This is a genomic window from Geobacter sp. 60473 (assembly GCF_036323535.1).
GTDB lineage: Bacteria > Desulfobacterota > Desulfuromonadia > Geobacterales > Geobacteraceae > Geobacter > Geobacter sulfurreducens.
Genome location: NZ_AP028967.1, coordinates 3401031 through 3426437, shown reverse-complemented (window position 1 = coordinate 3426437; position 25407 = coordinate 3401031). Strand labels below are relative to the sequence as shown.

Here is a 25407-nt window from a genome sequence, read left to right as displayed (position 1 = left end):
CCTTTGACAAGCCGGCCGTAATCCTGGGACGGGAGAGGAAAGGACCATGAGGGACACGATCCTCGGGTTGGTGCTGCTGGTGCTGGCGGCACCCGCCGCTGCCGGTGAAATGTTCTGCCAGAAATGTTCTACACAGCCATGACCTCCCTCCGGCGCAACATTCCCCTGCTCTATGCCTTCTCCTTCCTGCAGATGACCCTGTTCCCCATGGCGGTCATCACGCTCTTCTGGAAGGACCAGATCGGGCTGAGCCTGTCCGAAATCCTGCTTCTGCAGAGCATCTTCGCCGTGGCCATGGCGGTGATGGAATACCCCTCCGGCTATATCAGCGACCGGATCGGCTACCGGGCGGCCCTGACCGCGGCCTCGGCCCTGGGAATCGCGGGATGGGCGGTCTATACGGCGGCCACATCGTTCAGGGACGTCCTTATCGCCGAGATCCTCCTCGGCATTGCCACCTCGTTCATCAGCGGCACTGACAGTGCACTCCTCTACGAATCCCTCAAGGAACAGGGGGAAGAAACGGCCTATGCCCGCCACGAAGGGCGCTCCACCTTTTTCGGCCAGACCGGTGAGGCAGCCGGGGCGCTCTTTGCCGGCGTCCTCTATGCCCGCTATCCCCTTCTTCCATTTTTTCTGCAGGTGGGGGTCTGGGTGCTGGCCCTTTTCCTGACGCGCAGACTGACCGAGCCCGCACGGGAGCGGCACCACCAGGCCAGCCATCTGAAGGAGGCACTTGCCTCGGCCAGCTACGTTTTCGTCCGCAACCGGCGCCTGCGCGCCACCATCCTGCTCAGCATCGCGCTCGGCCTCGCCTCCTTCTATCCGGTCTGGCTGATCCAGCCCTACATGCGCGACAGCGGCGTGCCCCTCGCCTCCTTCGGCCCGATCTGGGCCGGGGCTAACCTGGTCGTGGCCCTCTTTGCCGTACTGAGCCACCGGGTGCGGGCCGGGCTGGGGGACCGCCCGATGCTCCTGCTCCTGGTGCTGCTGGTCTGGGTCGGCTACCTGGGGCTGGGTTGGACGGCGGGGGCATGGAGCTTTCTCTTCTACTACCTGCTCACGGCCATGCGGGGGATGCGGGGGCCACTCCTCCTCCACCTGGTCCAGGACGAAATCCCCTCGGCCAACCGGGCCGGGATGCTGTCGCTGCAGTCCCTCTGCTTCCGGCTCCTGTTCGCCTGCACCGCCCCCCTGGTGGGACGCTATGCCGATGCCGCTGGCGCGGGCGGCACCTTCCGTCTCCTCGCCGCAGCCTACCTGCTCGTTCTGCCGCCGCTGGTCTATCTCTTCTTCAGGCACCTGCACGCGGATGGCTCCTCTGCCTGCAAGGGCGGGACTTGAGTTCCGCACGGCGGCACCGTGCTCCTCACTCTTCGTCGAGATTCAGGAGCGGCGGCAATTGGTGAATGCCGTCCAACAGCCACCGTGCCGCGCCGAAATCGCCCCCTTGATTCATGGTGCCCGGGATCGCGGCCACGGCAAGCCCGGCCCGGGCCGCGGAGGTGACGCCCCGTTCCGAATCCTCGATGGCCAGGCAGCGGCCGGGGTCGAGCCCGGCGCGGGCACAGGCCGCCAGGTACGGTTCGGGATCGGGCTTCGACGCGCCGTAGTCCTCGCGGGTGAGGATGAAATCGAAATAGTGGAGCAACCCGCTCCCACGGTGCATCTGCAGGAAATTCACCCGCCGGCAGCTGGTGACGATCGCCATGGGGAGCCGGCCGTGGAGCCGCTCCAGGGTATCAAGGACCCCCGGCATTACCCGCGCCTCTTCCCCCAGCAGCCGGAAGTATATCTCGTCGCGGACCAGGCGCAGGTCATCCGCTGCCCTGTCGTCCCGCCCCGGCCCGGCGGCGAGATCGAGCACGCTCTCACCCCGGCGCAGGGAGATCCGGCAGAAGTCGTCGAGGGAAAGCTCTACGCCCACCCGTGCCAGGGCCTCGGCATTGGCACGGTAGTAGAGGTGCTCGGTCTCCATCAGCACCCCGTCGTTGTCCCAGAAAATACCGTCGAACATAAATCTCCCCTATCCCGTTTGGCAGGTGGCGTTGAAGCGACGCCACCATCAAGCTTAAAATCCTCCGCGTTTGTCAGTCAAGGCCCAATGTCCCGGCAACGCACGCTCCGCCCCCGGACGGTCTACCCGCAACGGCAGCCGATGGGTCGCGCTCTGAAATCGGTGTGCGGCACCGGCGAACTCCGGAAAAATGTTGACAAATTCTCATTGCAGTGCTATCCATGCGGAAAAATCAGTTGCGATAGACGACAATACTCAACCATTCGCGAGAATGGGGCGGAAAGCCTACAGGGTCTCACCGAGACAGCCGGGTTGCCGAAATATCACAGGATATCGGCCCCGGCTTTTTTGTTGCGCGAGTCAGTGAGAGGTGCGCCCGAACAGGCACCGGATCGTGCCGGTTCCCATCGACAACGAACACGGCACGACAACTGCTGGTGATAAACGATAATACTAAACCATCCGCGAGGATGGGGCGGAAAGCCTACAGGGTCTCACCGAGACAGCCGGGTTGCCGAACTATCACAGAATATTCGGCCCCGGCTTGTTTATTTTCATGAGACAGAAAGGTACCCGTGTAACCCATGCGCAGAATCGTTACGCTGCCAACCGTGGCCTACTGGCTTCGTTCCGCTGTCCTGGGCATCTGCGTCATTGCCCTCACGGGCTGTGCCGCCACCCGGCAAGCCTGGTTCTCACCGGTCCACCCTGAAAGCGAACTTGAACGGAACCGGTTCCAGGTTGCGCCGGGAACTGACGTCATCGGCCGACTGGGGCTGGTCAAACTCGAAGAGGGGGATACGCTGCCGGATGTGGCGCGGCACTTCAGCGTGGGCATCAATGCCATCAGCGCAGCCAATCCGGGGGTTGATGTGTGGCTGCCCAAGGCAGGCCAACGCATTACCCTGCCCCTGAACTTCATCCTGCCGGATGCCCCCCGGAAGGGAATCGTGATCAACCTGGCCACCATGCGGCTCTTTCAGTTCAAGGAAAACGGCGGAGCCCTGGCCGTGTCGACCTACCCGGTCGGAATCGGGACCAAGGAGCGGCCCACCCCCCAAGGACCGACACGCGTGGCGCGCAAGGCCAGCCGGCCGACCTGGTATGTGCCCGCCTCCATCGCCGAAGATCACCGGAAAAAGGGGGACATTCTCCCTGCCCGGGTACCGCCGGGGCCGGAGAACCCCTTGGGAGACTACGCGCTCTATCTGAGCAGGTCGGGCTACCTGATCCACGGCACCAACAAACCGGCCAGCATCGGCCTGAAGGCATCCAATGGCTGCATGAGGCTCTATCCGGAACATATCGAGGTGCTGTTCCGGGATACGGCGGTCAACACCCCGGTGCTCATAGTCAATCAGCCCTATCTCATCGGCCAGCGCGACGGCGTGCTCTACATGGAAGCCCACACCCCCCTGGAGGATTCGGGCACCAGTGAACTGGCCCGGATCCATGCGAAGCTGAAATCCTTTGAAAGCGCATCGGCGCGAACGCTTGACTGGGACAAGATCAAACAAGTCCAGGCCGAGGCCCGGGGGATTCCCGTCCCTATTCTGGAGCTGAGGCCGGGAGCGGAGCAAGAGGCGGCCTCGCCCCTGAGAATCGAGCACCCGGCAGCGCTGTACGGCAGGCCGGAGCTGCCGGCGCTCAAGCTGGACGCATGGTATGTCATGGTCGGCGACATGCGCGACGAAATGGAAGCCCGGAGGATGGCCGCCATCATCAACCATCAGGGGCCGCCGATCCCGGCCCGGGTGCTGTCGAAGGATTCGAGCTACCGGATCATCGCCGGCCCGTTCAGTGACGACGGCAAGGCCAGGGATGCGGCCAAACGGTTGAAAATCGACCTTGACATAGACGGCATCGTGATCGAACCCGGCAGGACCATCTGACCTGCCCCGCCCTATCGAACCGAAGGGAGGTGATGCGGGACAACGGGACGTCCCTCGGCAACCCTCGGAGTACACTACACAAACAGGAGGTATGTGTTATGAAGACAAGACTATCGGTAATCTCGGTGACGCTGATTCTCGCCGCTGCCTTGGCCGGCTGCGCGACATCCAGGGAAATGGAGCAGGTACAGGCCGACCAGCGCCTGCTCGACGCGAAGATCGAACAGGCGCTGCAGGAAGCGCAGGCCGCCAAAGCCGCGGCAGACGCGGCAAAACTGGAGGCGCAGGACGCCACCACCCGTGCCGAAAGCGCCGAAAAGGCCGCCCAGGAACGGGAACGGCTCGCCGATGAAAAGGCGAAAAAGGCCGATGCCGTGTTCCAGAAATCCATGAGGAAATAGCGTCTCTCCGCTCCGGGCAGCGACGTGCCGAGGCCGAAATCCCCGTCTCGTCGCTGCCCGCCGGCTGAACCCGTTCGAGCCACTCACACCTGCCGGGACGGCCGGTTCCCGGCACATCATATTCCTGATGCTTCCGCCATGGAGTAACGGCATCTATGACATTCACACGACACAGGATGGCTGCGCGCTTTTTCCCGGTCTGCATCTGCTGCATGCTGCTTCTCTGCGGCTGCAGCCACCATCGGGCCGCGTCGATCTTCCAGGAGGCGAACGACCTGTTCTCCCAGGGGAACTACAGCGCCTCCCTCGACGCATATACCCGTATTGGCGAAACCCATCCCGCCGCGAAAGACCGGGTGCTGTTCGAAAAGGGATTCATCCATGCCTATCCCAGGAATGAACACAAGGATTACCAGAAAGCCCTGGAGTGCTTCGAACAGCTGGTCAGGGAGTTCCCGGAGAGCAGGTACCGGCAGGACAGCGAGCGGATGATCTTCGGCATCAACACCGTCGTGCTCAAGGACGGCACCATTGCCGCGCAGCAGGCCCGCATCGAAGCGCTCAGGCAGGATCTCGACGACAGAAACAAGGACATCGCCGCCCTGCGGGAAACGATTAAAATCCTCGAGCAAAAGGTATTTGCCATTGCCACCCGGAAGGGGGCGGTGGACAAAATCCTGATTGAAAAGAAAGACCGCAGGCTGTCGCTGCTCTCAATGGGCGAGGTGATCAGGACCTACAAGGTAGCCCTGGGGGGCAACCCGGTGGGCCCCAAGGAACGGCAGGGCGACAACAAGACCCCGGAGGGGTCCTACGTCATCGAGGGGAGGAACAAGGGCAGCCGCTATCACCTGTCCCTGCGCATCTCCTATCCGAACGAAAAAGATAAAAAGCGGGCACGGGAGATGGGAGTCTCTCCGGGCGGGGACATCATGATTCACGGCATCAAGAACGGGCTCTCGCAGGTCGGCGCCGCGCACGCCGAGGTGGACTGGACCCAGGGGTGCATCGCCGTAACCGACGAAGAGATTGAGGAAATTGCAGAGGCGGCGCCCAACGGGACGGTGGTCGAGATCAGGCCATAGCAGAGACTGCCACGGCCAAGAAGCAGCCGCTTCGGTACCCCCGGGTCAGGGCAGGTAGGGTGATCCGGCTATTTCCACCTGGGTCAGGAAGAGCCGGGTGTCGAACTCCAGTTGGTGATAGCGGGGCTCCATATACTCGCAGAGCTGGTAGAACGCCTTGTTGTGCTCCTTTTCCTTCAGGTGCGCCAGCTCGTGCACCACAATCATCTTCAGGAACTCCAGGGGTGCTTCCCGGAAAATGGACGCGATGCGGATCTCGTGCTTTGCCTTGAGCTTTCCCCCCTGCACCCGCGAGACAAAGGTGTGGGTTCCCAGGGCATTCTTGATCGCATGGATCTTGCCATCATACAAGACCCGGCTGAGCGGCTGGGCGGTGCGCATGAATTCGTTCTTGACCGCGACGGTGAAGTCATAGAGGGCCCGGTCGGTCCTCACGTCGTGCACCGTCGGATACCTCTGCACCAGGACTTCGCCCAGGCGGTTCTCCGTTACCAGTTGTGCCACCTGGGCCGTCAGCTGCGGCGGGTAGCCGGTCAAATACTTCAAATGATGCATCTGCAGGTGTTCCCTTCCCGGTTGTTGCCGCGCGGATCGTGCGTGTCCGCCGGGCGACCACGCTTCTTTCCCATTGTGATTCAGCCGGCTCCCGCATTTCAACGAAAGAAACGGCACTGGCGGCCGATCGGCCGCCATGCACATTCCCATAGGCATCAGCGGATGAAGCTCATGTACGTCTTCGTTTCCCGCTCCGGCGGGGTGACCGCACCCTTGCCGTGCTCCACCAGCTTCAGCAGCCAGGCCATGTTTTTCCCCAGCACCCGCATGATCTGGACCCCTTCCTCGTCCTGGGTCGCCTCGCCCGGAGCCCGGCCGTGGATCACGTTCCAGTAATTGGACGTCGGCACCAGCATCTCGGCATAGGTCAGGAAGTTGTTCAACTGGTTAAACGTCGGGATGCCGCCCGAACGGCGCACCGCCACCACCGACGCGCCGACCTTGTGCCGCAGCATGCCGTCGTTGACGCCGGTCACGTAAAAGGCCCGGTCCAGGAACGACTTCATCGTGCCGGCAATGGCGGAATAGTAGACCGGCGAACTGATGATGATCCCGTCGGCCTGCTTCATCTTCTGGATCCACTCGTTAACCTCGTCGCCCGGCAGCACGCAGCGCTCGTTCTTGTTCTTGGCGCACTGGCCGCAGGCAATACAGCCCCGGACAACCTTGTTGCCCACGTGGACGATCTCGGTTTCGATCCCTTCACTTTCCAGTTCTGCAGTCACCATCTTCAGCGCATGCCAGGTATTCCCATCCGCCTTGGGACTGCCGTTAAACGCGACCACCTTCATATCGCTACCCTCCCGTGCAAATTGCGGTTCACTTTCCCAACCGATTGGGCTATCTTTGCCCATAGGTGCTAATCCGTCAATTACGTACTTATTCGATACGTAGTTATTTCAAAGATACATAGTTCCTTTTTAGGAACCATCATGGAGCGCGGCAATGAGCACGACATCGTCAGACCGCCTGGTCTATCGGGGAAAAGAGTACACCTGCGGCATCGACGTCACCCTGGCGGTGGTTGGTGGAAAATGGAAGGCCTCGATCCTCTGGCACCTGGCCCAACAGACCATGCGCTTTTCCGATCTGCAGCGGCAGTTCTCGGACACCACGCGCAAGATGCTGACCCAGCAGCTGCGCGAACTGGAAACCGACGGACTGGTACACCGGGAGGTCTATCCCCAGGTGCCGCCCAAAGTCGAATACTCCCTCACGCCAAAAGGGATGAGCATTTATCCCATCCTCCAGCAGATGTGCAGCTGGGCGCGTGAACATTTGCGGGATTGAGAGGGCGCCGGGAAGGACCTCGTTGTATGAATAACAGTAAAGGCGGCCCCGTGGCCGCCTTCTTCATGAGACGTGACGTCTCCGGGATGCGTGTCTGCCCGCAGCTTACCGTCTCCCGCGCTTTCTCCCCTTGGTCGCGGCGGTCGGCGCGGCGGTGGTAAATTCGGGCTCATAGCCCACCACGAAACTGTCGGTGGCCGTGTTGCGCATGCTCAGGAAATGCTCGTTGTTCTTGTCAAAGGGACAGATGGGCGTGCTGCACGGTTCGAAACCGAACCGGCTGTAATAGGCGGGTTCACCCAGAACGAAGAGGGTCCGGCTGCTGATTGCCTCCTGGCGCAGGGCGAACCTGAGCAGCTCCAGCCCTACCCCGCGCCCCTGGAACTCCGGGGCCACGGCCATGGGGGCCAGGTGCAGGCCGCAGACGTCGCGGCCATGGTAGGCATTGGTAAAGGCGATGTAGGCGATGACCTTGCCGCCGATGATGCAGGCCCATTCGTGGATGGACCTGTCGTTTTCGTGGAGTTTCTGTACCAGCGCGGCTTCATACTCGCTGCCGGGAAAGGAGCTGCGCAGAAGCGCGTAGATCTTGGGACGGGCCTCGATGGCCGGTTTCTGAATCTTCATTTCTATCCTTTATTCGCCGCCGAGCTTTGCGGCGACCTTATCCCGGTACTCGGGAAAGTCGTCCAGGTTCATGGGGCGGTTACGCATCATGGCGAGCTTGAGCAGCTTGAAGTCCAGCTCCCGTCGCCGCTGACGGCGCTCCTCGCTCTCCTCCAGGGAGTTCACCAGCTCACGGAGCGAGACGATCTCCTTGCGCAACTCCACCTCGGGCGGGACAAAACCCGCATTCTTCAAAATCCGGTAGGCCATGCGGAGCTCGGCCGGCACGCCGGAAAGGTCCTCGTCCATGGCCAGCGGCTTGCCCGCGCCGACGAGGTTGCTCAACTCTCCCCGCGCCATTGCCTCCTGGATCTTTCGTTCCGCTATGGTTGCCAGAATGTCCATGAGTGACAAGCTCCCGGGCGTCATTGTGGCCCAGTTTGCTTCGATATTACAAGCCCGAATGCGGAGACCGCGGCGCTCTGACCACCGGATGCCGGATGGCACGGAGGTGACGGCTGCGGGCCTATGCCGGCGCGGCCCCGCCGTCGGCCATGATCCCCCGGGTAAAGATGGCAACGTACTGGCGGATCAGTTCCTCGTCCTGGTCCGGCGAGTGGCTGGTGAGCCCCTCCGTGGCCAGGGTGCTGAGGAAGAAGTAGTTGACCATACCCGCCAGGGCCAGGGCGCTGTTCACGGCGTGGAGATCCCGGCGGAAGAGGCCGCGCGTCATCCCCGCCTCGATGCTCTCCGCCAGCAGGCGGATCACGGAGGCGATGGCGGGGGAAACGATTGCAGCGAAGCAGGGGGTTGGGTTGGTGAGTTCACTGGTGTAGAAGCGGAGGAGCTGGGGGTTGTTCCGGTGGCGCTGGATGGTCCAGCGGAGGTAGGCTGTCATGACCGCCAGGGGATCCCCCGCCTGGCCCCGGATGTCGTCCAACTGGCCGAAGCAGGCGAACTGCTCCTGGAGCACCGCCGCGTAGAGCCCCTCCTTGCCGCCGAAGTGGTAGGAGATCATTGAGATGCTGGCGCCGGCGGCCTGGGCGAGCTCCCGGATGCTGACGCCGTAGAACCCCTTCTGGGCGAAGAGCTCCGTTGCCACCTCCATCAGCCTGCTGCGACAGTCCGCTCTGGTCATCCCGTTCCGCCCCCCTTACGTTGTCAGTGACAAAGAGTATCAAAGCCGCCGCCGAAAGCCAAATCCAATCCCACTACACATACTGTTTACCGAATATTGTTGCACCCTCGACAATGCTATTGCTATGATGCAATCGAACGAACGTTCGATCATGTCGAGCGCTCGCATTCACCGACGACACCGCCAACCCGGTGCCACGGACAACACAATGCAGGGTGAGGAGGAAGGGAACCGTGTCGGAATTGCACAGAAGAATCAGGAAGACGAATCTCCATGAGCGGATCAGGACGGTAGAAGAGGTCATCCCCCTCTTCCAGGACGGCATGAACCTGGGCTGGTCGGGCTTCACCCCCGCCGGCTACCCCAAGGCGGTACCCATCGCCCTGGCGGACCATGTGGAGAAGAACGGGCTGCAGGGGAAGCTGCGCTTCAACCTCTTCATCGGCGCCTCCGTGGGCGTCGAGACGGAAGACCGCTGGGCCTCCCTGGACATGATCGACCGCCGCTGGCCCTACCAGACCGGCAAGAACATCCAGGCCGGCATCAACTCCGGCCGCATCCGCATGGGTGACCGCCACCTCTCAATGTTCGCCCAGGATTTGGGGTACGGCTTCTACACCAAGGAGAACGGCGGCCGGCTGGATCTGGCCATCATCGAGTGCTCCGCCATCACCGAGAACGGCGGTCTGGTGCTGACCGCCTCCTGCGGCGCCGTCCCCGAGATCGTCCAGATCGCCGACAAGATCATCATCGAGATCAACACCGCCATCCCCAACTATGAAGGCCTGCACGACATCATCGAACCCGTCAGCCCTCCCAACCGGCTCCCCTACCTCATCAGCCGGGTGGATGACCGGGCCGGATCTCCCTACGTCCGCGTCGATACCGACAAGATCGTCGCCATCGTCGAGTCCACCCATCCGGACAACGGCCGCGCTTTTGCCGAGCAGGACGACACCTCCGAGGCCATTGCCAACAATATCCTGGACTTCTTCCAGGCAGAGGTGAAGGCGGGACGCCTCCCCAAGAACCTGCTGCCGCTCCAGTCCGGCGTCGGCTCCATCGCCAACGCCGTTATCGGCGGTCTGGCCAAGGGCCCCTTCTCCGGCCTGAGGGTCTGGACCGAGGTACTGCAGGACACCATGCTTGACCTCTTCGACTCCGGCAAGCTCGATTTCGCCTCCACCGTCTCCCTCTCCTTCTCCGTGGACGGCTTCAAGCGCTTCTACGGCGACTGGGACAAGTACAGCGACAAGGTCATCATGCGCCCCCTCTCCATCGCCAACCACCCGGAGCCCATCCGGCGCCTGGGATGCATTGCCATGAACACTCCCGTGGAGTTCGACATCTACGCCCACGCCAACTCCACCCTGGTCGGCGGCACGCGCATGATCAACGGCATCGGCGGCTCCGGCGATTTCCTGCGCAACGCCTACCTCTCCATCATGCACACCCCGTCGGCCCGCCCCACCAAGACCGACCCCACCGGCATCACCTGCGTCGTGCCCCACGTCCCGCACGTTGACCATACCGAGCACGACCTTGACGTGCTGGTCACCGAGCAGGGCCTAGCCGACCTGCGGGGCCTGGCCCCCAAGGACCGCGCCCGCGAGATCATCGCCAAGTGCGCCCACCCGGACTACAAGCCCCTCCTCACCGAGTACCTGGAGATGGCCACCAGGGACTGCATGGCCCGCAAGGCGGGGCATGAGCCCCAGTTGCTGGACCGGGTGTTCAAGATGCAGGTGAACCTGGCCAAGAACGGAACAATGAAGATCGACAACTGGGATATCTAGTCGGTTGAAAGCAGATATTGATGTGACAACGGCGGCCTCCGGGCCGCCGTTTGCGTTTCTCGACGGCAACACGCGACAGGCTGACGGCCGAGGATTTCGAACGTGCCTCAGGTTTCCCTCGCGGCGGATTCCGCGAAGAGCAAGCCCCTCCCTTCCTTTTTGGTCCGGATGTCGTACCCGGAATTTCGCAGTCCCTTCAGTCCCCGTCCCGGGTCAGCCGCCGGATGATGCCGGCATGGGTCGGGAATCGGCCAAGCAGATCGGCGCGGCTTCCCATTTCGAAATCGGCGAAATCGAACCCGGGGGCCACGGTGCACCCCACCAGGGAATAATCGCCCGTGGTCTCGGCGCCGAACCAGCAGCCCGCTGGCACCACCGCCTGGAACGTTTCCCCTGACGCCGGATCGCTCCCCAACGTCAGGGCATAGCTGCCGCCCGCCGGGGTGATCACATGCACGATCAGGGGCGCACCGGCATGGAAGTGCCACAATTCGTCGGACCTGATCCGGTGCAGGGCCGAAATATCGCCCCGCTCCAGCAAAAAGTAGATGGCCGTCGAAAAGGAGCGCTCGCCGCCGACCTGTCCCGGCAGAAGCGTGCCGGGAATGGTCCCGGCCGCCCGGTAGGTTTCCCGGTACCAGCCACCCTCCGGATGACGCTCCAGGCCAAGGCCGGCAATCAGCTCCGCGGCGACCGGTCCGCCGGACCGGTCGGGGGCCACGAGGCTGAAACGGGGGCGTTCGGCACCGTCCACGGCCACCGTTCCCAGGAACATCGCCAATGGCCGCACCCAGAGGGAATTGTTGTCGTAGAGGCAGCGGTAGACCACCATGGGTTCGTCCGTCTCGCTGTGGCGGGCCGTGCCGACCACCCGGTACTCACCCCCCTTGTAGTGCCGGTAGAGCCCCGGCTCCGGTTCTTGGTACATGGAAACGTCCTCCTCTCTGCACGGCAGAAACGGTTGTAGTTTGATTGCGGTACGCCCGAAGGCATCATGCCATACTTTTGCAAAACCTGCTCAATCAGTCGCACGCCTGTCCTCTGCATTCCCGAACAGCTGGAGCCTGACTGCCCCCTTGAACCCCTGTGCACGCCCCCCCTGCGCCCGAAAACAACAACGGCGGCCCTTCGGCCGCCTTTTGAATTACCCGTGGTCTCCCCGGATTTCTTCACCGTCATTCCATCGAGTGGAGACCGATCATGTTCCCTTCCGTGTCAATAACCAGGGCAATGAAGCCATACTGCCCGATCGGAAACTTCTCCCTGAAGATCTGGCCGCCGCTTGCTACGACCCTGCTCGCCTCAACGCTGCAATCGGCGCAACTGAAGTAGACGAGGGTGCCGTTACCGCCGGAAGGCTTTCCCTCCATCCTGACAAGGGCGCCGCTCGCGCCGGGGGCGTTCTCCAGCATCGGGAAGGACCAGATCTCCATACCCGGAATCGGGCTCTCCAGCTGGGTCAGACTGAGCCCGAGCACCGACTCGTAGAACTTCTTCGCGCGTTCCATGTCCTGGACGTAAATTTCGAACCAGACGATCGGATTGTTTGTCATTATGGAACACCTCCTTCTTTAGTTAACATTATACACCCGATCAGCCGGTGGTGGTCCCATTGTGTTAGCCCCTCGCGCGCTCGAAGGTAGGCTACCTGCGGGGGATACGGAAAAGGATTGGCAGTAGAAACAGCAAAGGCGGCCGAGAGGGCCGCCTTTTGAATTGCGTGGGGAATCTTGCCCCCCCTGAGGCGTGGCAACAGACTAGCGTCTGAGCATGCGATGCAGCAGGCTGTCCAGGGCCGACGCAAAGCGGTTGCGGTCGCTCATGCTGAACGGCGCCGGGCCGCCCCCCTGGATCATGCCGGTGTCGCGCAGCTCGCTCAGCAGATCGCGCATGGCCAGCCGCTCGCCGATGGATTCCTCGCTGTACAGCTCGCCGCGCGGGTCGAGCGCCACGCCCCCCTTGGCCACGATCCGGGCGGCCAGCGGCACGTCGGCGGTTACCACCAGGTCGGTCGGGGCGGCGTGCTCGGCGATGTAATCGTCTGCCACGTCGAAGCCATCGGCCACCACCACGCTCTCCACCAGCGGGCCGGCATGCTTGGCGAGGCTCCTGTTGGCCACCAGGCAGAGCGGTACCCGCAGCCGGGTCGAGGCCCGGAAGAGGATTTCTTTCACTGCCCGCGGGCAGGCATCGGCATCGATCCAGATCTTCATACTGCTCCCAACGATTCTTCTCAGGTAACAGCCACGATGGTGTAAAACTTCCCCTTGCCGGCGTCTACCCCCTGCACTTCATCGCCCGCCGCAAGACCGAGCAGCCTGTTCCCCAGGGGAGAAGCAGGGGTAATGACCACAATCTCGCCCGCCGGGTCGGCCAGCTTCATCCCGCCTGCCTGGGGACCGATGAACAGCCGCCGCGTCCTGCCCGCCTCGTCCTCCAGGGTCACCAGGGCGCTCAAGCGCACCGGCGCACCGGCGTCGAACTCCTGCAGTTCCAGGGAGCGGTATGCCTCCAGGCTCTGGCGGATCTCCTGTGCCCGGTTGGCCTGCCCCTGGGCGACATAGGATGCCTCCAGCGCAGTGGTATCGTACTTGTTATCCGGCTGGCACTCTTCATGGGTAGCAGCGGCATGGGCATGGAGGGCCGCCGCGGTGAACAGGGCAAGATCGGCCTCAAGCCGGGCAATAATAGTGGCAACGAGGTGCTGTTTGGTCATATTCGCGGAAGAGATACCCCGACAGGCTCCTAGAGCGTCAGGTCGCAGTGCCCCTGGCAGAGCCGGTCCCGTTCTTCGGCCACCTCGGCGCTCTCCAGGTAGTCGTCGAAGGTCATCTTCCGGTCAATGATCCCACCGGGGGTGAACTCCACGATCCGGTTGGCCAGGGTGTTGACGAACTCGTGGTCGTGGGAGCTGAAGAGCACCACCTCGCTGAAGGCGATCAGGCCGTTGTTCAGGGCGGTGATCGACTCCAGGTCCAGGTGGTTGGTCGGCTCGTCCAGCACCAGGGCATTGGCGCCCAGCAGCATCATCCGCGCCAGCATGCAGCGGACCCGCTCGCCGCCGGAAAGAACCGACGCCTTCTTGGTGGCCTCGTCGCCGGAGAAGAGCATCCTACCGAGGAAGCCCCGGGCAAAGCTCTCCCCTTCCGTCGGCGGAGCAAACTGGCCCAGCCACTCGATCAGGTTCAGGTCATTGTCAAAATAGCTGCCGTTCTCCTTGGGGAAGTAGGCGCTGGTAATGGTGACCCCCCAGCGGAACGTGCCCGCGTCCGGCTCCAGCTCGCCGGCCAGGATCTGGAACAGGGTGGTCTTGGCCAGGCTGTTGGCGCCCACAAAGGCGATCTTGTCCCCTTTGCCCACGATCAGGTCCAGGTCCTTGAACACCTGGACCCCGTCGATCTCCTTGGAGAGGCCGCTGATCTCCAGGATGACGTCGCCGCAGGGACGCTCGGGCTTGAAGACCACGTAGGGGTACTTGCGGGACGACACCGGCATCTCCTCCACGGTCAGCTTCTCCAGCAGCTTCTTGCGGGAGGTGGCCTGCTTGGCCTTGGAGGCGTTGGAGCTGAAGCGCTGGATGAACTCCTTCAGCTCGGCCGCCTTGTCGGCGATCTTCCGGCTCTCGTCCTGCTTCTGCTTCAGGGTCAGCTGGCTGGCCTGGTACCAGAAATCGTAGTTGCCCACGTAGACCTGGATGCGGCCGAAGTCGATGTCCGCCACGTGGGTGCAGACCTGGTTGAGAAAGTGCCGGTCGTGGGATACCACGATCACCGTGTTATTGAACCGGGCCAAGAAATCCTCCAGCCAGGTGATGGTCTTCAGGTCCAGGTGGTTGGTGGGCTCGTCCAACAGCAGCACATCCGGGTTGCCGAACAGCGCTTGGGCCAGCAGCACCCGCACCTTCTCGCCCCCCTCCAGCTCCTTCATCTGCTTGTGGCGCAGCTCTTCCGGAATCCCCAGGCCGTTCAGCAGCACCGCCGCCTCGGACTCCGCCTCGTAGCCGTCCATCTCGGCAAACTCGGCCTCCAGCTCGGCGGAGCGGATGCCGTCCTCCTCGGAGAATTCCGCCTTGGCGTAGATCGCCTCACGCTCGTGCATCACCTCGTACAGCCGGGGATTGCCCATGATAACGGTATTGAAGACCGTGTGCTCGTCAAAGGCGAACTGATCCTGCTTCAGGAAGGAAATCCGCTCCCGTGGGCCGACGCTCACCGTGCCGGAATCGGGCTCGGACAGACCCGCCAGAATCTTGAGGAAGGTGGACTTGCCGGCGCCGTTGGCGCCGATCAGGCCGTAGCAGTTGCCGGGCACGAACTTGATGTTCACGTCCTTGAAGATGACCCGCTTGCCGTAGGCCAGGCTGATGTTGCTGGTACTGATCATGATGAACTCTCTCTTTCTGCTGCCAAAAGAAAACCGCAGGGGGTCTCCCTGCGGTTCAGGTGCACTTTAGCTATAGCATACTATGCCTTGGCCGGGCAATGACTACCTTTTTTTCTTTCACCTACCGGTATAGCTCAGTCCCTTCCCGGATGATGGACAGGTAGGATTCGTGCAGGAACACCCGATCGCGCTTCTTGCCGCTCACCTCGATCAGAATGCCGAGTGCCGCAAGATTGTTCACTGCCTTACTTGCTGCCGGGGAGCTGATTCTGAGTTCCCGCGCCACGTACGGAATGGTGACGTAGGGCTTGCGATAGAGCATCTCCAGAAGAGCCAACGCCGTTGGTGCTGCTTTGCCCAGGCCGGTTACCTTCTGCCTATCCCGCGCCATCAGGTCCATGATCGCTTTGGCGGCATCGGTCGCCTGTTTCGATATCTCGTATACCCCCTGCAGGTAGTACTTGATCCACCCCTCCCAGTCGCCGTCTCGCCGGACCGCGTTGAGCCGCTCGTAGTACTCCTGGCGGTGCTTTTTGAAAAAGAGACTCAAGTAGAGCAGTGGCTTTTCCAGTACCTGATCATGGCAGAGAATAAAGGCTATCAACAGCCGCCCCATTCTGCCGTTGCCGTCCAGAAACGGGTGGATGGTCTCAAACTGGGCATGGGCCAGGCCAGCCTTGAGCAGCGGCGGAACTGACTCATCGTGCAGAAATTTCTCCAAGTCGCCCAGACAGGTAACTACCTCATTGGCCGGCGGCGGCACGAAGGCGGCATTACCCGGCCTTGTGCCACCGATCCAGTTCTGGGATGTCCGGAACTCGCCAGGACTCTTGTGCCCCCCCCTGATGCCGGCCATCAGCCGGGCATGAATCTCTTTGATCAGCCGCAGACTCAGGGGCAGCTCTTGCAACCGCTCCAGGCCGTAATTCATGGCATCCACATAATTGGACACCTCATTGATATCGTCCGGTGAGCTCTTACCCTCAATCTCTCCTTCGTACTCCAGAAGATCGTCCAATGACGCCTGCGTCCCCTCGATCTGGGAACTTAGCACCGCCTCCTTGCGCACGTACATGTAGAGGAACAGGTCAGGGTTGGGGAGGGTATAGGTGCAGCCGTCCAGCCGGCCCAAGGCACGGTTGGCCCGCTCCATCAGCCATCCCATTTCGTCGTCGATCTGCAGCGGTGGATTGGGCGGTAGCGGATGTGGCACAAAAGCGCTGTAACCTTCTGCACCTTTTTGCTGTACCACCAGCCTGCCGCCGCGCGGCGATACTTCCGTAAACATGGGGACACCTCGTAATGTTTGGAGGGTTTTCGTTTCTTAGGCGCGGTTGCTACGTAACGATAGCTTCATAGCTCAACGCGCTAACAAACTATACGGCAGCATCGTTTATTAGGCAAGAGACTTATGTAACGAAACATGATTTTCGTTTGCTAGCTGAATTGTTTGTACGAGGTTATTGGCAGGAACAGTAAAGGCGGCCGACTGGCCGCCTTGCGAATTGAGTAGGATGTCCCCAGAACTCCGAACTCCCCGCCGAATTCCAATAATCAAGACCGAGAAGCAGCGATAGTAGCAATGACATGATTGATATCATCTCTGAGACGAATCCATGAAGACAAAAATGAAAGATTTCCCCCCAACGGCAAGCGCTGAAGAAGTTGCCGTCGTTGCGCCGGAAACTCTGCAACAAATTTCCGCTGCCTTCGACCAGTCACTTCAGCTGCCTGAAGAAGTGCACTTTTTAGGACCTCTTTTGGTGATGCAGTAGATTCGATTCTTTGCGGTGAGGGTAGCGTAAGCGGATTCCGGCCTCTTGGATTTTTTGCCACTTGGCGAATTGCCGTCTCATCTGTCAGTAGCCATGCTTCAGTTTCTTGAACTGGCACAACGGCTACAAGTGGTGTGGTTATTCCGGCGGAAGTAGCTGCATTATTTATTTCTTCATGCCGGTGATTGGCGTTAGGTGAATCTGCATCTCTATGAACCAACAAGAGCGTCGCATCTGGTTCTAGTATTACAGCAGCTTTTAGTTTTGCTTCTACAGTTCTACCAACCATTGGTGCCAATCGTGTAAAATCTATAGATGCGCCGGTAACCTCTGGGGTAAGTTGAAAAAATCGGACACCAATGTTAATTACCCCATTTAACGGAGGTGTCGAAATGATGAGAGGTCCTAACAGTCGCTACTCGAAGGAGTTTCGGAGCGAGGCCGTGAAATTGGTTGTTGAAGACGGCGTGTCTGCCTACGAGGCATCCCGCCAGCTCTCCCTGCCGAAGTCCACCCTTGAAAATTGGGTGAGAGCGTTCAAGGCCGGGAAGCTCGGGGACATCGGGGGCCAGCAGCGCCCTTTGACCGAGGTCGAGCAAGAACTCGATCGGGTCAAGCGGGAACTGGCCCAGGTCAAGCAGGAGCGCGACATCCTAAAAAAAGCCGCCGCGTACTTTGCCAAGGAGTCGCTGCCCGGTACGCGGTGATCAAAGAGCTTCGATCTGAGTTCCCTGTGCCTCTGCTCTGCCGAACTCTGGAGGTTTCGCCAAGCGGTTATTACTCTTGGCTGAAGCGCCCGGACTCGCCACGTCAGAAAGAGGAGACACGGCTCGTCATCGAGATCAAGGCGGCTCACAAGAGAACCCGGGAAACCTACGGACCGGAACGATTACAGACCGATCTCGCCGAGCACGGCGTTCGGGTCGGGGTCCACCGGATCAAGCGCATCCGTAAGGCACATGGCATTCGCTGCAAACAAGTGAAGAAGTTCAAGGCAACAACGAACTCCGACCACTCGCTGCCGGTTGCCGAGAATCTTCTGGGGCAGAACTTTGCGGCCGAAGCCCCCAATCAGGTCTGGGTAACCGATCTCACCTACATCCCCACCGCCGAGGGCTGGCTCTATCTCGCCGGCCATAAAGACCTCTTCACCGGAGAGGTCGTGGGTTACGCGATGGGCGAAAGGATGACGAGGAACCTGGTTAGCCAATCCCTTTTCCGCGCCGTGGCGGCCAAGCGTCCGGCGGCAGGGTTGATCCACCATTCGGACCGGGGCAGCCAGTATTGCGCCCTGGAGTACCGAAAATTACTTGAACAGTTCGGCATGCAGGCGTCGATGAGCCGCCGAGGCAACTGCTACGACAACGCCCCCATCGAGAGTTTCTGGGGAATGCTGAAGAACGAGTTGGTCCATCATCGCCGCTACGCCACCCGGCGCGAAGCGATGCAGGAGATCACAGAGTATATCGAAATCTTCTACAACCGCCAAAGGCGCCAGAAGCGATTGGACTATCTCTCGCCTGCTGCCTATGAGCGGAGATATTTCAAAGAGCTAAGAGCAGCATAGGGCTTTGGTGTCCGCTATTGACGACCGACCCCACTCTGTGGCACCAGCGGCTAAACATAAGTTTTCAATGTGAGGGATTAATCCTTCGTCTGATGTCCCTTCTCCTATGAAAACAAAATGGACCTGCATCAAGACACCTCCTCGCCAAGATTAGGAAGCTCGAGTTGTGCTCCTGGAGGCGCCGAAAGATATGAAAGAATCGTCGCCATGCCAACCGCAGGCTCGCCTGTTCGTGACCGCCATGTATCATGAAGTGGTCGGCAGCGAACGGTCCGGGTTGGATTTCCAAATGGATCCTTTACTCGTGTGTCAACAGCGAATAGGAGATCATTAGGATTTTGAAGCTGAACAAATACAGGCGAGTGCGTGGCTACAATCACTTGGCGAAATGGATTGTCTTGACCAGGCGCCTCTGACGTGTCTATAGCTAAATCCTTTAACAACTTGACCATCTCATTCATTTTAGCTGGATGAATGCCATTCTCTGGCTCTTCAATACATATGAGTCCCTGCGACTGATTGTCTGACAAAAGAACTGCAAGAGTTAAGAATCGCAATGTACCATCAGAAAGCGATGAGGCTGGCAAACGTACACCGTGTTGTTCGTTAACAACAAGGGTAAGAAGTTGTCTAACGTCATCTATATTTACTTCTATGTCGTCAACTGAAACTAGTTCAGCTACCGTTGATGTTATTTTTGAATATACAGTAGATGGATCTAGTCCATTTTTTTCAGACTCTACCACTAATCTGTGAATAGTAGCTGGCAGATGGCCACCGCTAGCGGTGACATGTGGATCGGTCTGAAATCGGTCAGCTTTCCTCATAGATGATGGTTCCAGTGCAAGGAATTGCCATTTTTGCATTTCGCGTCGAACAGCAAGAATGGTCGGAGTTACTGAGGTGTTTGACGTCCCAACTATCGTTCTTGGTGCTGCGTTCGCTGGAGCCGTCTGACCAGGGCCACGAGAGCCTCCATCCTGATGAACAATTATTTCTCTGAAATCATCCGGTGTATCTCGAGTTGAGATATAACCAGCCGTTTGCCTCCTCTTGTTAAAAACAGCATGCTTCCTAAATTTACTGGCATTGTGCGGAAATTTAAGGCGACCTACTGCATTACCTTCAGTTATGTGTGTCAAATGTTCGGAAAGTAGCACAAGTCGTCCTAGAGTGCCTCTGTGTGATGGTGGTTCATAACCAATTTCGAGCTCATATCTTAGATAACTCGATGTTGCTTCAGTAGGTCTACCGAAATCATCTCTTACAGTTGGATCTACAATCATCTCAGATGCTATCTTAAAAGATGAAGATTTGTTTGGACCACCCGACCAAAACAGGTCGTGTAAGTTGCTAGTTTCAATATCACCATCACGTATCATCATTGCAGCTTCAGCAAGTGTGTGGTCGGCCAACAGTGACAAAAACCTGATTGCATCAAAAATGTTTGACTTCCCAACGCCATTTGGACCAGCAATGCACGTGAAGGGGCCAAAATCGACCGCGAAATTCAGCAAATTTTTGAATCCTGTTACCTCTAAGCGTGTCAGCACGGGAGTCCCCTTATGAAAACCTGTCACTGATGATTTTATTTCGCCCCAGACTGAGTTCCGGGGACAGTTTACTTAACTCCCTTACGCCGCCAGACGAAAGGTAGCATCAATCTCGTCCCAAGGGACGAAGAACCGGCTCTCTTCATCCTTCTCCACCAGTCCCAGCCGCTCCAGGGTCTTCACGTCGTCAAAGACGTTGCGGTACTGCCGGTGGAGTTTCTTCGCCAAGGCGTTGATGCTCACATGACCCATGGCGTGCAGGGTATTGAGCAGTTCGAACCGTTTCGGAGTGAGGTATTTGAGCAGCGTGGGGAGGTCCTCGAAGTAGAGGCGTTCCACCGGCTGCTCCGGCCGCCATCCATTGTCGATGCTGCGAGCTAAATCCCGTGCCTCGGAAAAGAATTCGTCGTCGGACTTGATTCCTATCTTGATGTCCCGTTTCATTTTTTCAACACCTCCCTGACATCCCCTTCAAAGTCAGCGAACAACTTCTCCAGACTGGTAAAAACGTACGGCTGTTCGCCATCAACGACATGCCGGTGGTCGCCCTTCCCCCGTTCGTTGTCGTACCTGACCAAAGATGAACCGGTTTCCAGGACGCCGCAGAAAAGACGGTACTTAAATCGGTGGCTGCAACCATCTACGGGGGCATCGAGTATCCAGACCGCCAATTCGATGATGATCCCTTCTCTGACTTTCTTGTTCCTGAGAACAAGCGTTGCTCCCACAGTCTTACCTCCCGAAACATATGTTATTAGATAACACAATTCACATCCGCGTCAACAGGGGAATCTCACCGGCAAGAAGATAAATAAAGAAGGGCGACCTCATCGGCCGCCCTTCTTTAATCTACTTCAAATTCTTCTTTATCCTCTCCACCGCCTCGATCACATTCTCGCGATGGCCGAAGGCCGACAGCCGGAAGAACCCTTCGCCGCTGGGGCCGAATCCGCTCCCCGGCGTTCCGACCACGTTGCACTCGTTCAGCAGCTTGTCGAAGAAGTCCCAACTGCTCATGCCGCCGGGGGTCTTGAGCCAGATGTAGGGGGCATTGACCCCGCCGTAGACGGTGAGGCCGGCGGCGGCCAGGCCCTCGCGAATGATCCGGGCATTCTCCATGTAGTAGTCGATGATCTCTTTGTTCTGCTGCCACCCCTCGTCGGAGTAGACTGCGGCGGCGGCCTTCTGCACCGGGTAGGAGGCGCCGTTGAACTTGGTGGTGGTGCGGCGCAGCCAGAGCTTGTTGAAGCTGTACTTCTCGCCCGTCGGCGTGGTGCCCATGACCTCTTCCGGCACGACCACCAGGCCGCAGCGGACGCCGGTGAAGCCGGCAGTCTTGGAGAAGGAGCGGAATTCGATGGCGCACTTCTTGGCCCCTTCGATCTCGTAGATGGAGTGGGGGATTGCGGGATCGGTGATGAAGGCCTCGTAGGCGGCGTCGAAGAAGATGACGGCGTCGTTGGCGATGGCGTAGTCGACCCACTTCTTCAGCTCGGCCTTGGTGGCCACGGTGCCGGTGGGGTTGTTGGGGAAGCAGAGATAGATGATGTCCACCTTCTCGGTGGGGAGGGACGGAATGAAGCCGTTCTCCTCGGTGCAGGGCATGTAGACGATGCCCTTGTAGTAGCCCTTGTCGTCGGCCTCGCCGGTGCGGCCGATCATGACGTTGGTGTCGTTGTAGACCGGGTAGACCGGGTCGCCGATGGCCACGACGTTGTCGAGGGCGAAGATGTCCAGGATGTTGGCGCAGTCGCACTTGGAGCCGTCGGAGATGAACATCTCCTCGGTCTTGAGGTCCACGCCCAGGGGCTTGTAGGACTTTTCGATAATGGCGTTGATCAGCCAGTCATACCCCTGCTCCGGGCCGTACCCGGCGAAATTCTCGGTGGTGGCCAGGTCGTCCACGGCCTCGTGGAACGCCTTGATCACGGCCGGGGCCAGGGGCCGGGTGACATCGCCGATGCCGAGGCGGATCACCTTGGCGCTCGGGTTGGCGGCGGCGAACTCCCGCACGCGGCGGCCGATCTCCGGGAAGAGGTAGCCGGCCTTGAGTTTCAGATAGTGGTCATTGATCTTTGCCATCGTCGATGAATCCTCCGGTTTCGTATTGGATAAAGGAAATGCCGCTCAAAGCGGCAATTCGGATGTATGGCGTTCGCTTCAACCTGAAAAAGGTTGATTGTGCCAAGGTCAAGGCGTCACGGAAGAGCGCGGAGACGCAGCTGCGCTACGTCGCACGCGCGCTGGCGCGGACAACGCCGAGATTGGCAACACGCGGCATTTCTACTTCAGCCCCAGAACGTCCTGCATGTCGTACAACCCCGGCGCCTTGCCCACCACCCACTGGGCGGCCCGGACGGAGCCTCGGGAGAACATGTCGCGGGTCATGGCCCGGTGACTGATCTCGATCCGCTCGCCCATGCCGATGAAGTAGACGGTGTGCTCGCCGACGATGTCGCCGCCGCGCACGGTCTGCATGCCGATCTCTTCCTTGGTCCGCTCGCCGCAGATTCCCTCGCGGTGATAGGTGGCCACCTTGTTGTAGTCGCGGCCCAGGGCCTCGGCCACCACCTCGCCCATGCGGACGGCGGTGCCGCTGGGGGCGTCCTTTTTCTTGTTGTGGTGCAGTTCGACGATCTCCACGTCGAAATCGTCGCCCAGGGTCTTGGCCACGTCCTTGAGAATCTTGAAGCAGACGTTGACCCCGACGCTCATGTTGGGGGCCAGCACCGCCGGGATCTCCCGGGCCAGTTCCACGGCCAGGGCGCGCTCCTCGGGGGTGAAACCGGTGGAGCCGATGACGATGGACTTTTTCTTGAGGGCGCAGACCTCCAGGTTCTTGAGGGAAACCTTGGGAGTGGTGAAGTCGATGAGGACGTCGCACCCTTCCACCACGGCGTTGAGGTCGTCGGAAATGGCGACGCCCAAGGCGCCGCAGCCGGCGATGAGGCCGGCATCCTGCCCGACCATCTCGTGGCCCGGCCGCTCCAGGGCTCCGGAAATGGTGCAGCCAGCCTCCCTGGCGGCAACGATGATCCTCTGGCCCATACGCCCGGCGGCGCCACAGACAGCTATCTTGGTCATATCAACCTCGCAGTTCGCGCGTTAAATCAGCTGGTACTCTTTCATGATGGCGGTCAGTTTCGCCTTGTTCCCCTCGGACATGGGGCAGAGCGGGAGGCGGACCTCGTCGGAGCACTTGCCCATGAGACCGAGCGCCGTCTTCACCGGGATCGGGTTCGACTCGATGAACATGGCGTTGCTGATCTTGAGGGTGTTCAGGTGGAGCCGACGCGCCGTCTCCAGATCACCGGCAAAGAAGGCGTCGGTCAGGTCGGCCACGGCCTTGGGCATGATGTTGGCCAGCACCGAGATGACCCCCTTGGCGCCGCACGCCATCATGGGGAAGGTGATGAAGTCGTCGCCCGAGAGGACATCGATCTGGTCGCCGCAGAGGGCCAGGATCTCCGAGGCCTGCTGGAGCGAACCGGTGGCCTCCTTTATGGCGACGATGTTCTTGTGGGGCGCCAGCCGGGCGACGGTCTCGGGGAGCATGTTGACCCCGGTGCGGCCCGGCACGTTGTAGAGGATCTGGGGGATGGCCACGGCATCAGCGATGGCGGTGTAGTGGCGGACGAGCCCCTCCTGGGTCGGCTTGTTGTAGTAGGGGGTGACCAGCAGCACGCCGTCGGCCCCGGCCTCCTTGGCCTTGCGGGAGAGCTCGATGGCCTCGGCGGTGGAATTGGAGCCGGTGCCGGCGATGACCGGAACCCGCTTGTTCACCTGCTCGATGACGATCTTCACCACGTCCATGTGCTCGTCATAGTCCAGCGTCGATGATTCGCCGGTGGTGCCGCACGGAACGATGGCGTCGGTGCCGTTGGTGATCTGGAACTCCACGAGTTCCCGCAGTTTCTCCTGGTCCACCGCGCCGTTGGTGAACGGGGTGACGATGGCGACAATGCTTCCCTTGAACATATCCGTATCCTCCCTCTCTGGGGTTGTCTTTCGTTACAGGAACGACGGCACCCGCTCGCCCCGGATCAGGTCTTCCACCGTCTCCCGCTCGCGGACCACTTCGAACTGGTTACCCTTGACCATCACCTCGGCCACCCGGGGGCGGCTGTTGTAGGTGCTGCTCATGGCGAAGCCGTAGGCGCCGGCCGACATGAAGGCCATCAGATCGCCCTGGCGGAACATGGGTACCTCCCGGTCCTTCACCAGGAAGTCGCCCGACTCGCAGATGGGACCCACGATATCGGCCACGATCATGCCGTCCTGGTCCTTGACCACCGGCTGTACGCCGTGGAAAGAGCCGTAGAGGGCCGGACGGGCCAGGTCGTTCATGCCGGCGTCGATCATGATGAAGTTCTTCTCGTCCCGCTCCTTGGTGAAGAGGCACGTGGCCACCAGGATGCCAGCGTTGCCCACGATGTTGCGGCCCGGCTCGAAGAGCAGGTGCATGCCCAGCTCTTTGGTGGCCGCGACGATCTCCTTGCCGTAGTCGGCGGGGAGCGGCGGCTCTTCGGTGCTGTACTGGATCCCCAGGCCGCCGCCGCAGTCGAAGTACTGCAGGTCGATCCCCTGGCCGCGCAGGTTGGCGATCATCGTCTTCAGCTTCTCGATGGAGTCCACGAAGGGAGTGACCTTGGTCAGCTGGGAGCCGATGTGCATGTCGATGCCGATCACATCGATGCCGGGGAGCGTCTTGGCGCGGGCGTATTCGGCCATGGCCCGGTCGATGGTGATGCCGAACTTGGCGTTCTTGAGGCCCGTGGTGATGTAGGGATGGGTCTGGGGGTCCACGTCGGGGTTGACCCGGATGGCGATGCCCGCCTTCTTGCCCATGCGGGAGGCGATCTCGGAGATGCGGGTCAGCTCCTGCTCCGACTCCACGTTGAACATGAGGATGCCGGTGTTCAGGGCGTACTCGATCTCGTCGTCCTTCTTGCCCACCCCGGAATAGACCACTTTTTTCGGATCGACGCCGGCCTGGAGGGCGCGGTAGAGCTCGCCGCCGGAAACGATGTCGGCGCCACCGCCCAGGGTGATGAACGTCCTGAGCACTGCCTGGGTGGAGTTGGCCTTGACCGAGTAGCAGATGGTGTGGGGCACGCCGGCGAAGGCCTCGTCAAAGGCAGTGAAGTGCCGGGTCAGGGTGGCGTGGGAATAAACATAGACCGGGCTACCAACCCGGGCCACGATCTCCTTGAGCGAAACCTCCTCGGCGTGGAGCTCGTTCCCCTTGTACTGGAAGTGATTCATGGTGTCCTCCGTTTATGAAAAGTGAATAATCGTCACGCTGTAAACAAAAGTGGATATTTTTAACATGCAAGGCCTAAAAAGTCA

General features: G+C 60.3%; 27 protein-coding genes and 2 riboswitches. Of the genes, 7 read left to right on the top strand and 20 right to left on the bottom strand.

Features of this window, described 5'->3' with window-relative positions:
• Positions 1–123: 123 nt before the first annotated feature.
• Positions 124–1344, top strand: a complete 1221-nt coding sequence (locus tag AABA48_RS15570; RefSeq protein ID WP_284676340.1) for an MFS transporter — start codon at positions 124–126, stop codon at positions 1342–1344.
• Positions 1345–1369: 25 nt separating this feature from the next.
• On the opposite strand, the gene AABA48_RS15565 is transcribed toward AABA48_RS15570, so the two are convergent.
• On the bottom strand, positions 1370–2017 hold the full coding sequence (locus AABA48_RS15565) for an HAD family hydrolase (RefSeq protein ID WP_010940859.1): 648 nt from the start codon (positions 2015–2017) through the stop codon (positions 1370–1372).
• A gap of 243 nt (positions 2018–2260) precedes the next feature.
• Positions 2261–2337: riboswitch (cyclic di-GMP riboswitch) on the top strand.
• A 122-nt stretch (positions 2338–2459) separates the two neighbouring features.
• Positions 2460–2536: riboswitch (cyclic di-GMP riboswitch) on the top strand.
• Positions 2537–2601: 65 nt separating this feature from the next.
• On the opposite strand from AABA48_RS15565, the gene AABA48_RS15560 reads away from it, so the two are divergent.
• The 3 genes from AABA48_RS15560 (at position 2602) to AABA48_RS15550 (ending at position 5395) form a co-directional block, all read left to right on the top strand.
• Positions 2602–3909, top strand: coding sequence for a L,D-transpeptidase family protein (locus tag AABA48_RS15560; RefSeq protein WP_010940858.1), 1308 nt, complete (start codon positions 2602–2604; stop codon positions 3907–3909).
• 98 nt (positions 3910–4007) lie between these two features.
• Complete coding sequence (locus AABA48_RS15555) at positions 4008–4310, top strand: Lpp/OprI family alanine-zipper lipoprotein (RefSeq protein ID WP_010940857.1); 303 nt, start codon at positions 4008–4010, stop codon at positions 4308–4310.
• Positions 4311–4465: 155 nt separating this feature from the next.
• On the top strand, positions 4466–5395 hold the full coding sequence (locus AABA48_RS15550) for a L,D-transpeptidase family protein (RefSeq protein ID WP_010940856.1): 930 nt from the start codon (positions 4466–4468) through the stop codon (positions 5393–5395).
• Between the two features lie 45 nt (positions 5396–5440).
• On the opposite strand, the gene AABA48_RS15545 is transcribed toward AABA48_RS15550, so the two are convergent.
• Together AABA48_RS15545 and AABA48_RS15540 are read right to left on the bottom strand one after the other, a co-directional pair.
• Positions 5441–5950 carry a M48 metallopeptidase family protein gene (locus tag AABA48_RS15545; RefSeq protein WP_014551242.1) on the bottom strand — a complete coding sequence of 170 codons (510 nt, stop codon included), beginning with the start codon at positions 5948–5950 and terminating at the stop codon, positions 5441–5443.
• Positions 5951–6105: 155 nt separating this feature from the next.
• Positions 6106–6741 carry a flavodoxin family protein gene (locus AABA48_RS15540; RefSeq protein WP_010940854.1) on the bottom strand — a complete coding sequence of 212 codons (636 nt, stop codon included), beginning with the start codon at positions 6739–6741 and terminating at the stop codon, positions 6106–6108.
• A gap of 154 nt (positions 6742–6895) precedes the next feature.
• Between AABA48_RS15540 and AABA48_RS15535 the strand changes: the two genes are divergently transcribed.
• On the top strand, positions 6896–7240 hold the full coding sequence (locus AABA48_RS15535) for a winged helix-turn-helix transcriptional regulator (protein WP_010940853.1): 345 nt from the start codon (positions 6896–6898) through the stop codon (positions 7238–7240).
• Between the two features lie 105 nt (positions 7241–7345).
• Here the strand turns inward: AABA48_RS15535 and AABA48_RS15530 are convergent, their stop codons facing one another.
• The 3 genes from AABA48_RS15530 to AABA48_RS15520 all read right to left on the bottom strand — a co-directional run bounded on the left by AABA48_RS15530 (position 7346) and on the right by AABA48_RS15520 (position 8984).
• Positions 7346–7867, bottom strand: coding sequence for a GNAT family N-acetyltransferase (locus AABA48_RS15530; RefSeq protein ID WP_338270709.1), 522 nt, complete (start codon positions 7865–7867; stop codon positions 7346–7348).
• A 9-nt stretch (positions 7868–7876) separates the two neighbouring features.
• On the bottom strand, positions 7877–8251 hold the full coding sequence (locus tag AABA48_RS15525; protein ID WP_045667869.1) for a DnaJ family domain-containing protein: 375 nt from the start codon (positions 8249–8251) through the stop codon (positions 7877–7879).
• A gap of 121 nt (positions 8252–8372) precedes the next feature.
• Positions 8373–8984, bottom strand: coding sequence for a TetR/AcrR family transcriptional regulator (locus AABA48_RS15520; RefSeq protein WP_010940850.1), 612 nt, complete (start codon positions 8982–8984; stop codon positions 8373–8375).
• A gap of 233 nt (positions 8985–9217) precedes the next feature.
• Between AABA48_RS15520 and AABA48_RS15515 the strand changes: the two genes are divergently transcribed.
• Positions 9218–10780 (top strand): acetyl-CoA hydrolase/transferase C-terminal domain-containing protein, encoded by a 1563-nt coding sequence (locus AABA48_RS15515; RefSeq protein ID WP_010940849.1) that lies wholly within the window; start codon positions 9218–9220, stop codon positions 10778–10780.
• Between the two features lie 196 nt (positions 10781–10976).
• Here AABA48_RS15515 and AABA48_RS15510 read toward each other — a convergent pair whose 3' ends face one another.
• The 7 genes from AABA48_RS15510 to AABA48_RS15480 form a co-directional block, all read right to left on the bottom strand.
• On the bottom strand, positions 10977–11708 hold the full coding sequence (locus tag AABA48_RS15510; RefSeq protein WP_338270708.1) for a cupin domain-containing protein: 732 nt from the start codon (positions 11706–11708) through the stop codon (positions 10977–10979).
• Positions 11709–11955: 247 nt separating this feature from the next.
• Positions 11956–12333 carry a VOC family protein gene (locus AABA48_RS15505; RefSeq protein ID WP_010940847.1) on the bottom strand — a complete coding sequence of 126 codons (378 nt, stop codon included), beginning with the start codon at positions 12331–12333 and terminating at the stop codon, positions 11956–11958.
• Between the two features lie 204 nt (positions 12334–12537).
• Complete coding sequence (locus AABA48_RS15500; protein WP_010940846.1) at positions 12538–12993, bottom strand: YaiI/YqxD family protein; 456 nt, start codon at positions 12991–12993, stop codon at positions 12538–12540.
• A gap of 20 nt (positions 12994–13013) precedes the next feature.
• Positions 13014–13496 (bottom strand): GreA/GreB family elongation factor, encoded by a 483-nt coding sequence (locus AABA48_RS15495; RefSeq protein WP_010940845.1) that lies wholly within the window; start codon positions 13494–13496, stop codon positions 13014–13016.
• Between the two features lie 29 nt (positions 13497–13525).
• Complete coding sequence (locus AABA48_RS15490) at positions 13526–15163, bottom strand: ABC-F family ATP-binding cassette domain-containing protein (protein ID WP_214302882.1); 1638 nt, start codon at positions 15161–15163, stop codon at positions 13526–13528.
• A 121-nt stretch (positions 15164–15284) separates the two neighbouring features.
• On the bottom strand, positions 15285–16451 hold the full coding sequence (locus tag AABA48_RS15485; protein WP_010940843.1) for a Fic family protein: 1167 nt from the start codon (positions 16449–16451) through the stop codon (positions 15285–15287).
• Between the two features lie 266 nt (positions 16452–16717).
• Positions 16718–17227 (bottom strand): DUF4276 family protein, encoded by a 510-nt coding sequence (locus AABA48_RS15480; protein WP_338270707.1) that lies wholly within the window; start codon positions 17225–17227, stop codon positions 16718–16720.
• 103 nt (positions 17228–17330) lie between these two features.
• On the opposite strand from AABA48_RS15480, the gene AABA48_RS15475 reads away from it, so the two are divergent.
• Positions 17331–18505 (top strand): IS3 family transposase gene (locus AABA48_RS15475; protein ID WP_338270298.1). Its coding sequence is split into 2 segments (ribosomal slippage): positions 17331–17601 and positions 17601–18505, totalling 1176 coding nucleotides; the frame shifts between segments, so codons are not numbered across the junction.
• Between the two features lie 128 nt (positions 18506–18633).
• Here the strand turns inward: AABA48_RS15475 and AABA48_RS15470 are convergent.
• The 7 genes from AABA48_RS15470 to lysA all read right to left on the bottom strand — a co-directional run bounded on the left by AABA48_RS15470 (position 18634) and on the right by lysA (position 25323).
• Positions 18634–20058 carry an AAA family ATPase gene (locus tag AABA48_RS15470; protein WP_338270706.1) on the bottom strand — a complete coding sequence of 475 codons (1425 nt, stop codon included), beginning with the start codon at positions 20056–20058 and terminating at the stop codon, positions 18634–18636.
• A gap of 81 nt (positions 20059–20139) precedes the next feature.
• Complete coding sequence (locus AABA48_RS15465) at positions 20140–20502, bottom strand: HVO_A0114 family putative DNA-binding protein (RefSeq protein ID WP_010940839.1); 363 nt, start codon at positions 20500–20502, stop codon at positions 20140–20142.
• A complete protein-coding gene (locus AABA48_RS15460) occupies positions 20499–20786 on the bottom strand; it encodes a toxin-antitoxin system TumE family protein (RefSeq protein WP_010940838.1) in 288 nt (95 codons plus the stop codon). The genes AABA48_RS15465 and AABA48_RS15460 overlap by 4 nt, the downstream gene beginning before the upstream one ends.
• A 121-nt stretch (positions 20787–20907) precedes the next feature.
• Positions 20908–22140, bottom strand: coding sequence for an LL-diaminopimelate aminotransferase (locus AABA48_RS15455; protein ID WP_010940837.1), 1233 nt, complete (start codon positions 22138–22140; stop codon positions 20908–20910).
• Positions 22141–22341: 201 nt separating this feature from the next.
• A complete protein-coding gene (dapB, locus tag AABA48_RS15450) occupies positions 22342–23142 on the bottom strand; it encodes a 4-hydroxy-tetrahydrodipicolinate reductase (protein WP_010940836.1) in 801 nt (266 codons plus the stop codon).
• 21 nt (positions 23143–23163) lie between these two features.
• On the bottom strand, positions 23164–24036 hold the full coding sequence (gene dapA / locus AABA48_RS15445) for a 4-hydroxy-tetrahydrodipicolinate synthase (RefSeq protein ID WP_010940835.1): 873 nt from the start codon (positions 24034–24036) through the stop codon (positions 23164–23166).
• Between the two features lie 33 nt (positions 24037–24069).
• Complete coding sequence (lysA, locus tag AABA48_RS15440) at positions 24070–25323, bottom strand: diaminopimelate decarboxylase (protein WP_010940834.1); 1254 nt, start codon at positions 25321–25323, stop codon at positions 24070–24072.
• Positions 25324–25407 lie beyond the last annotated feature (84 nt).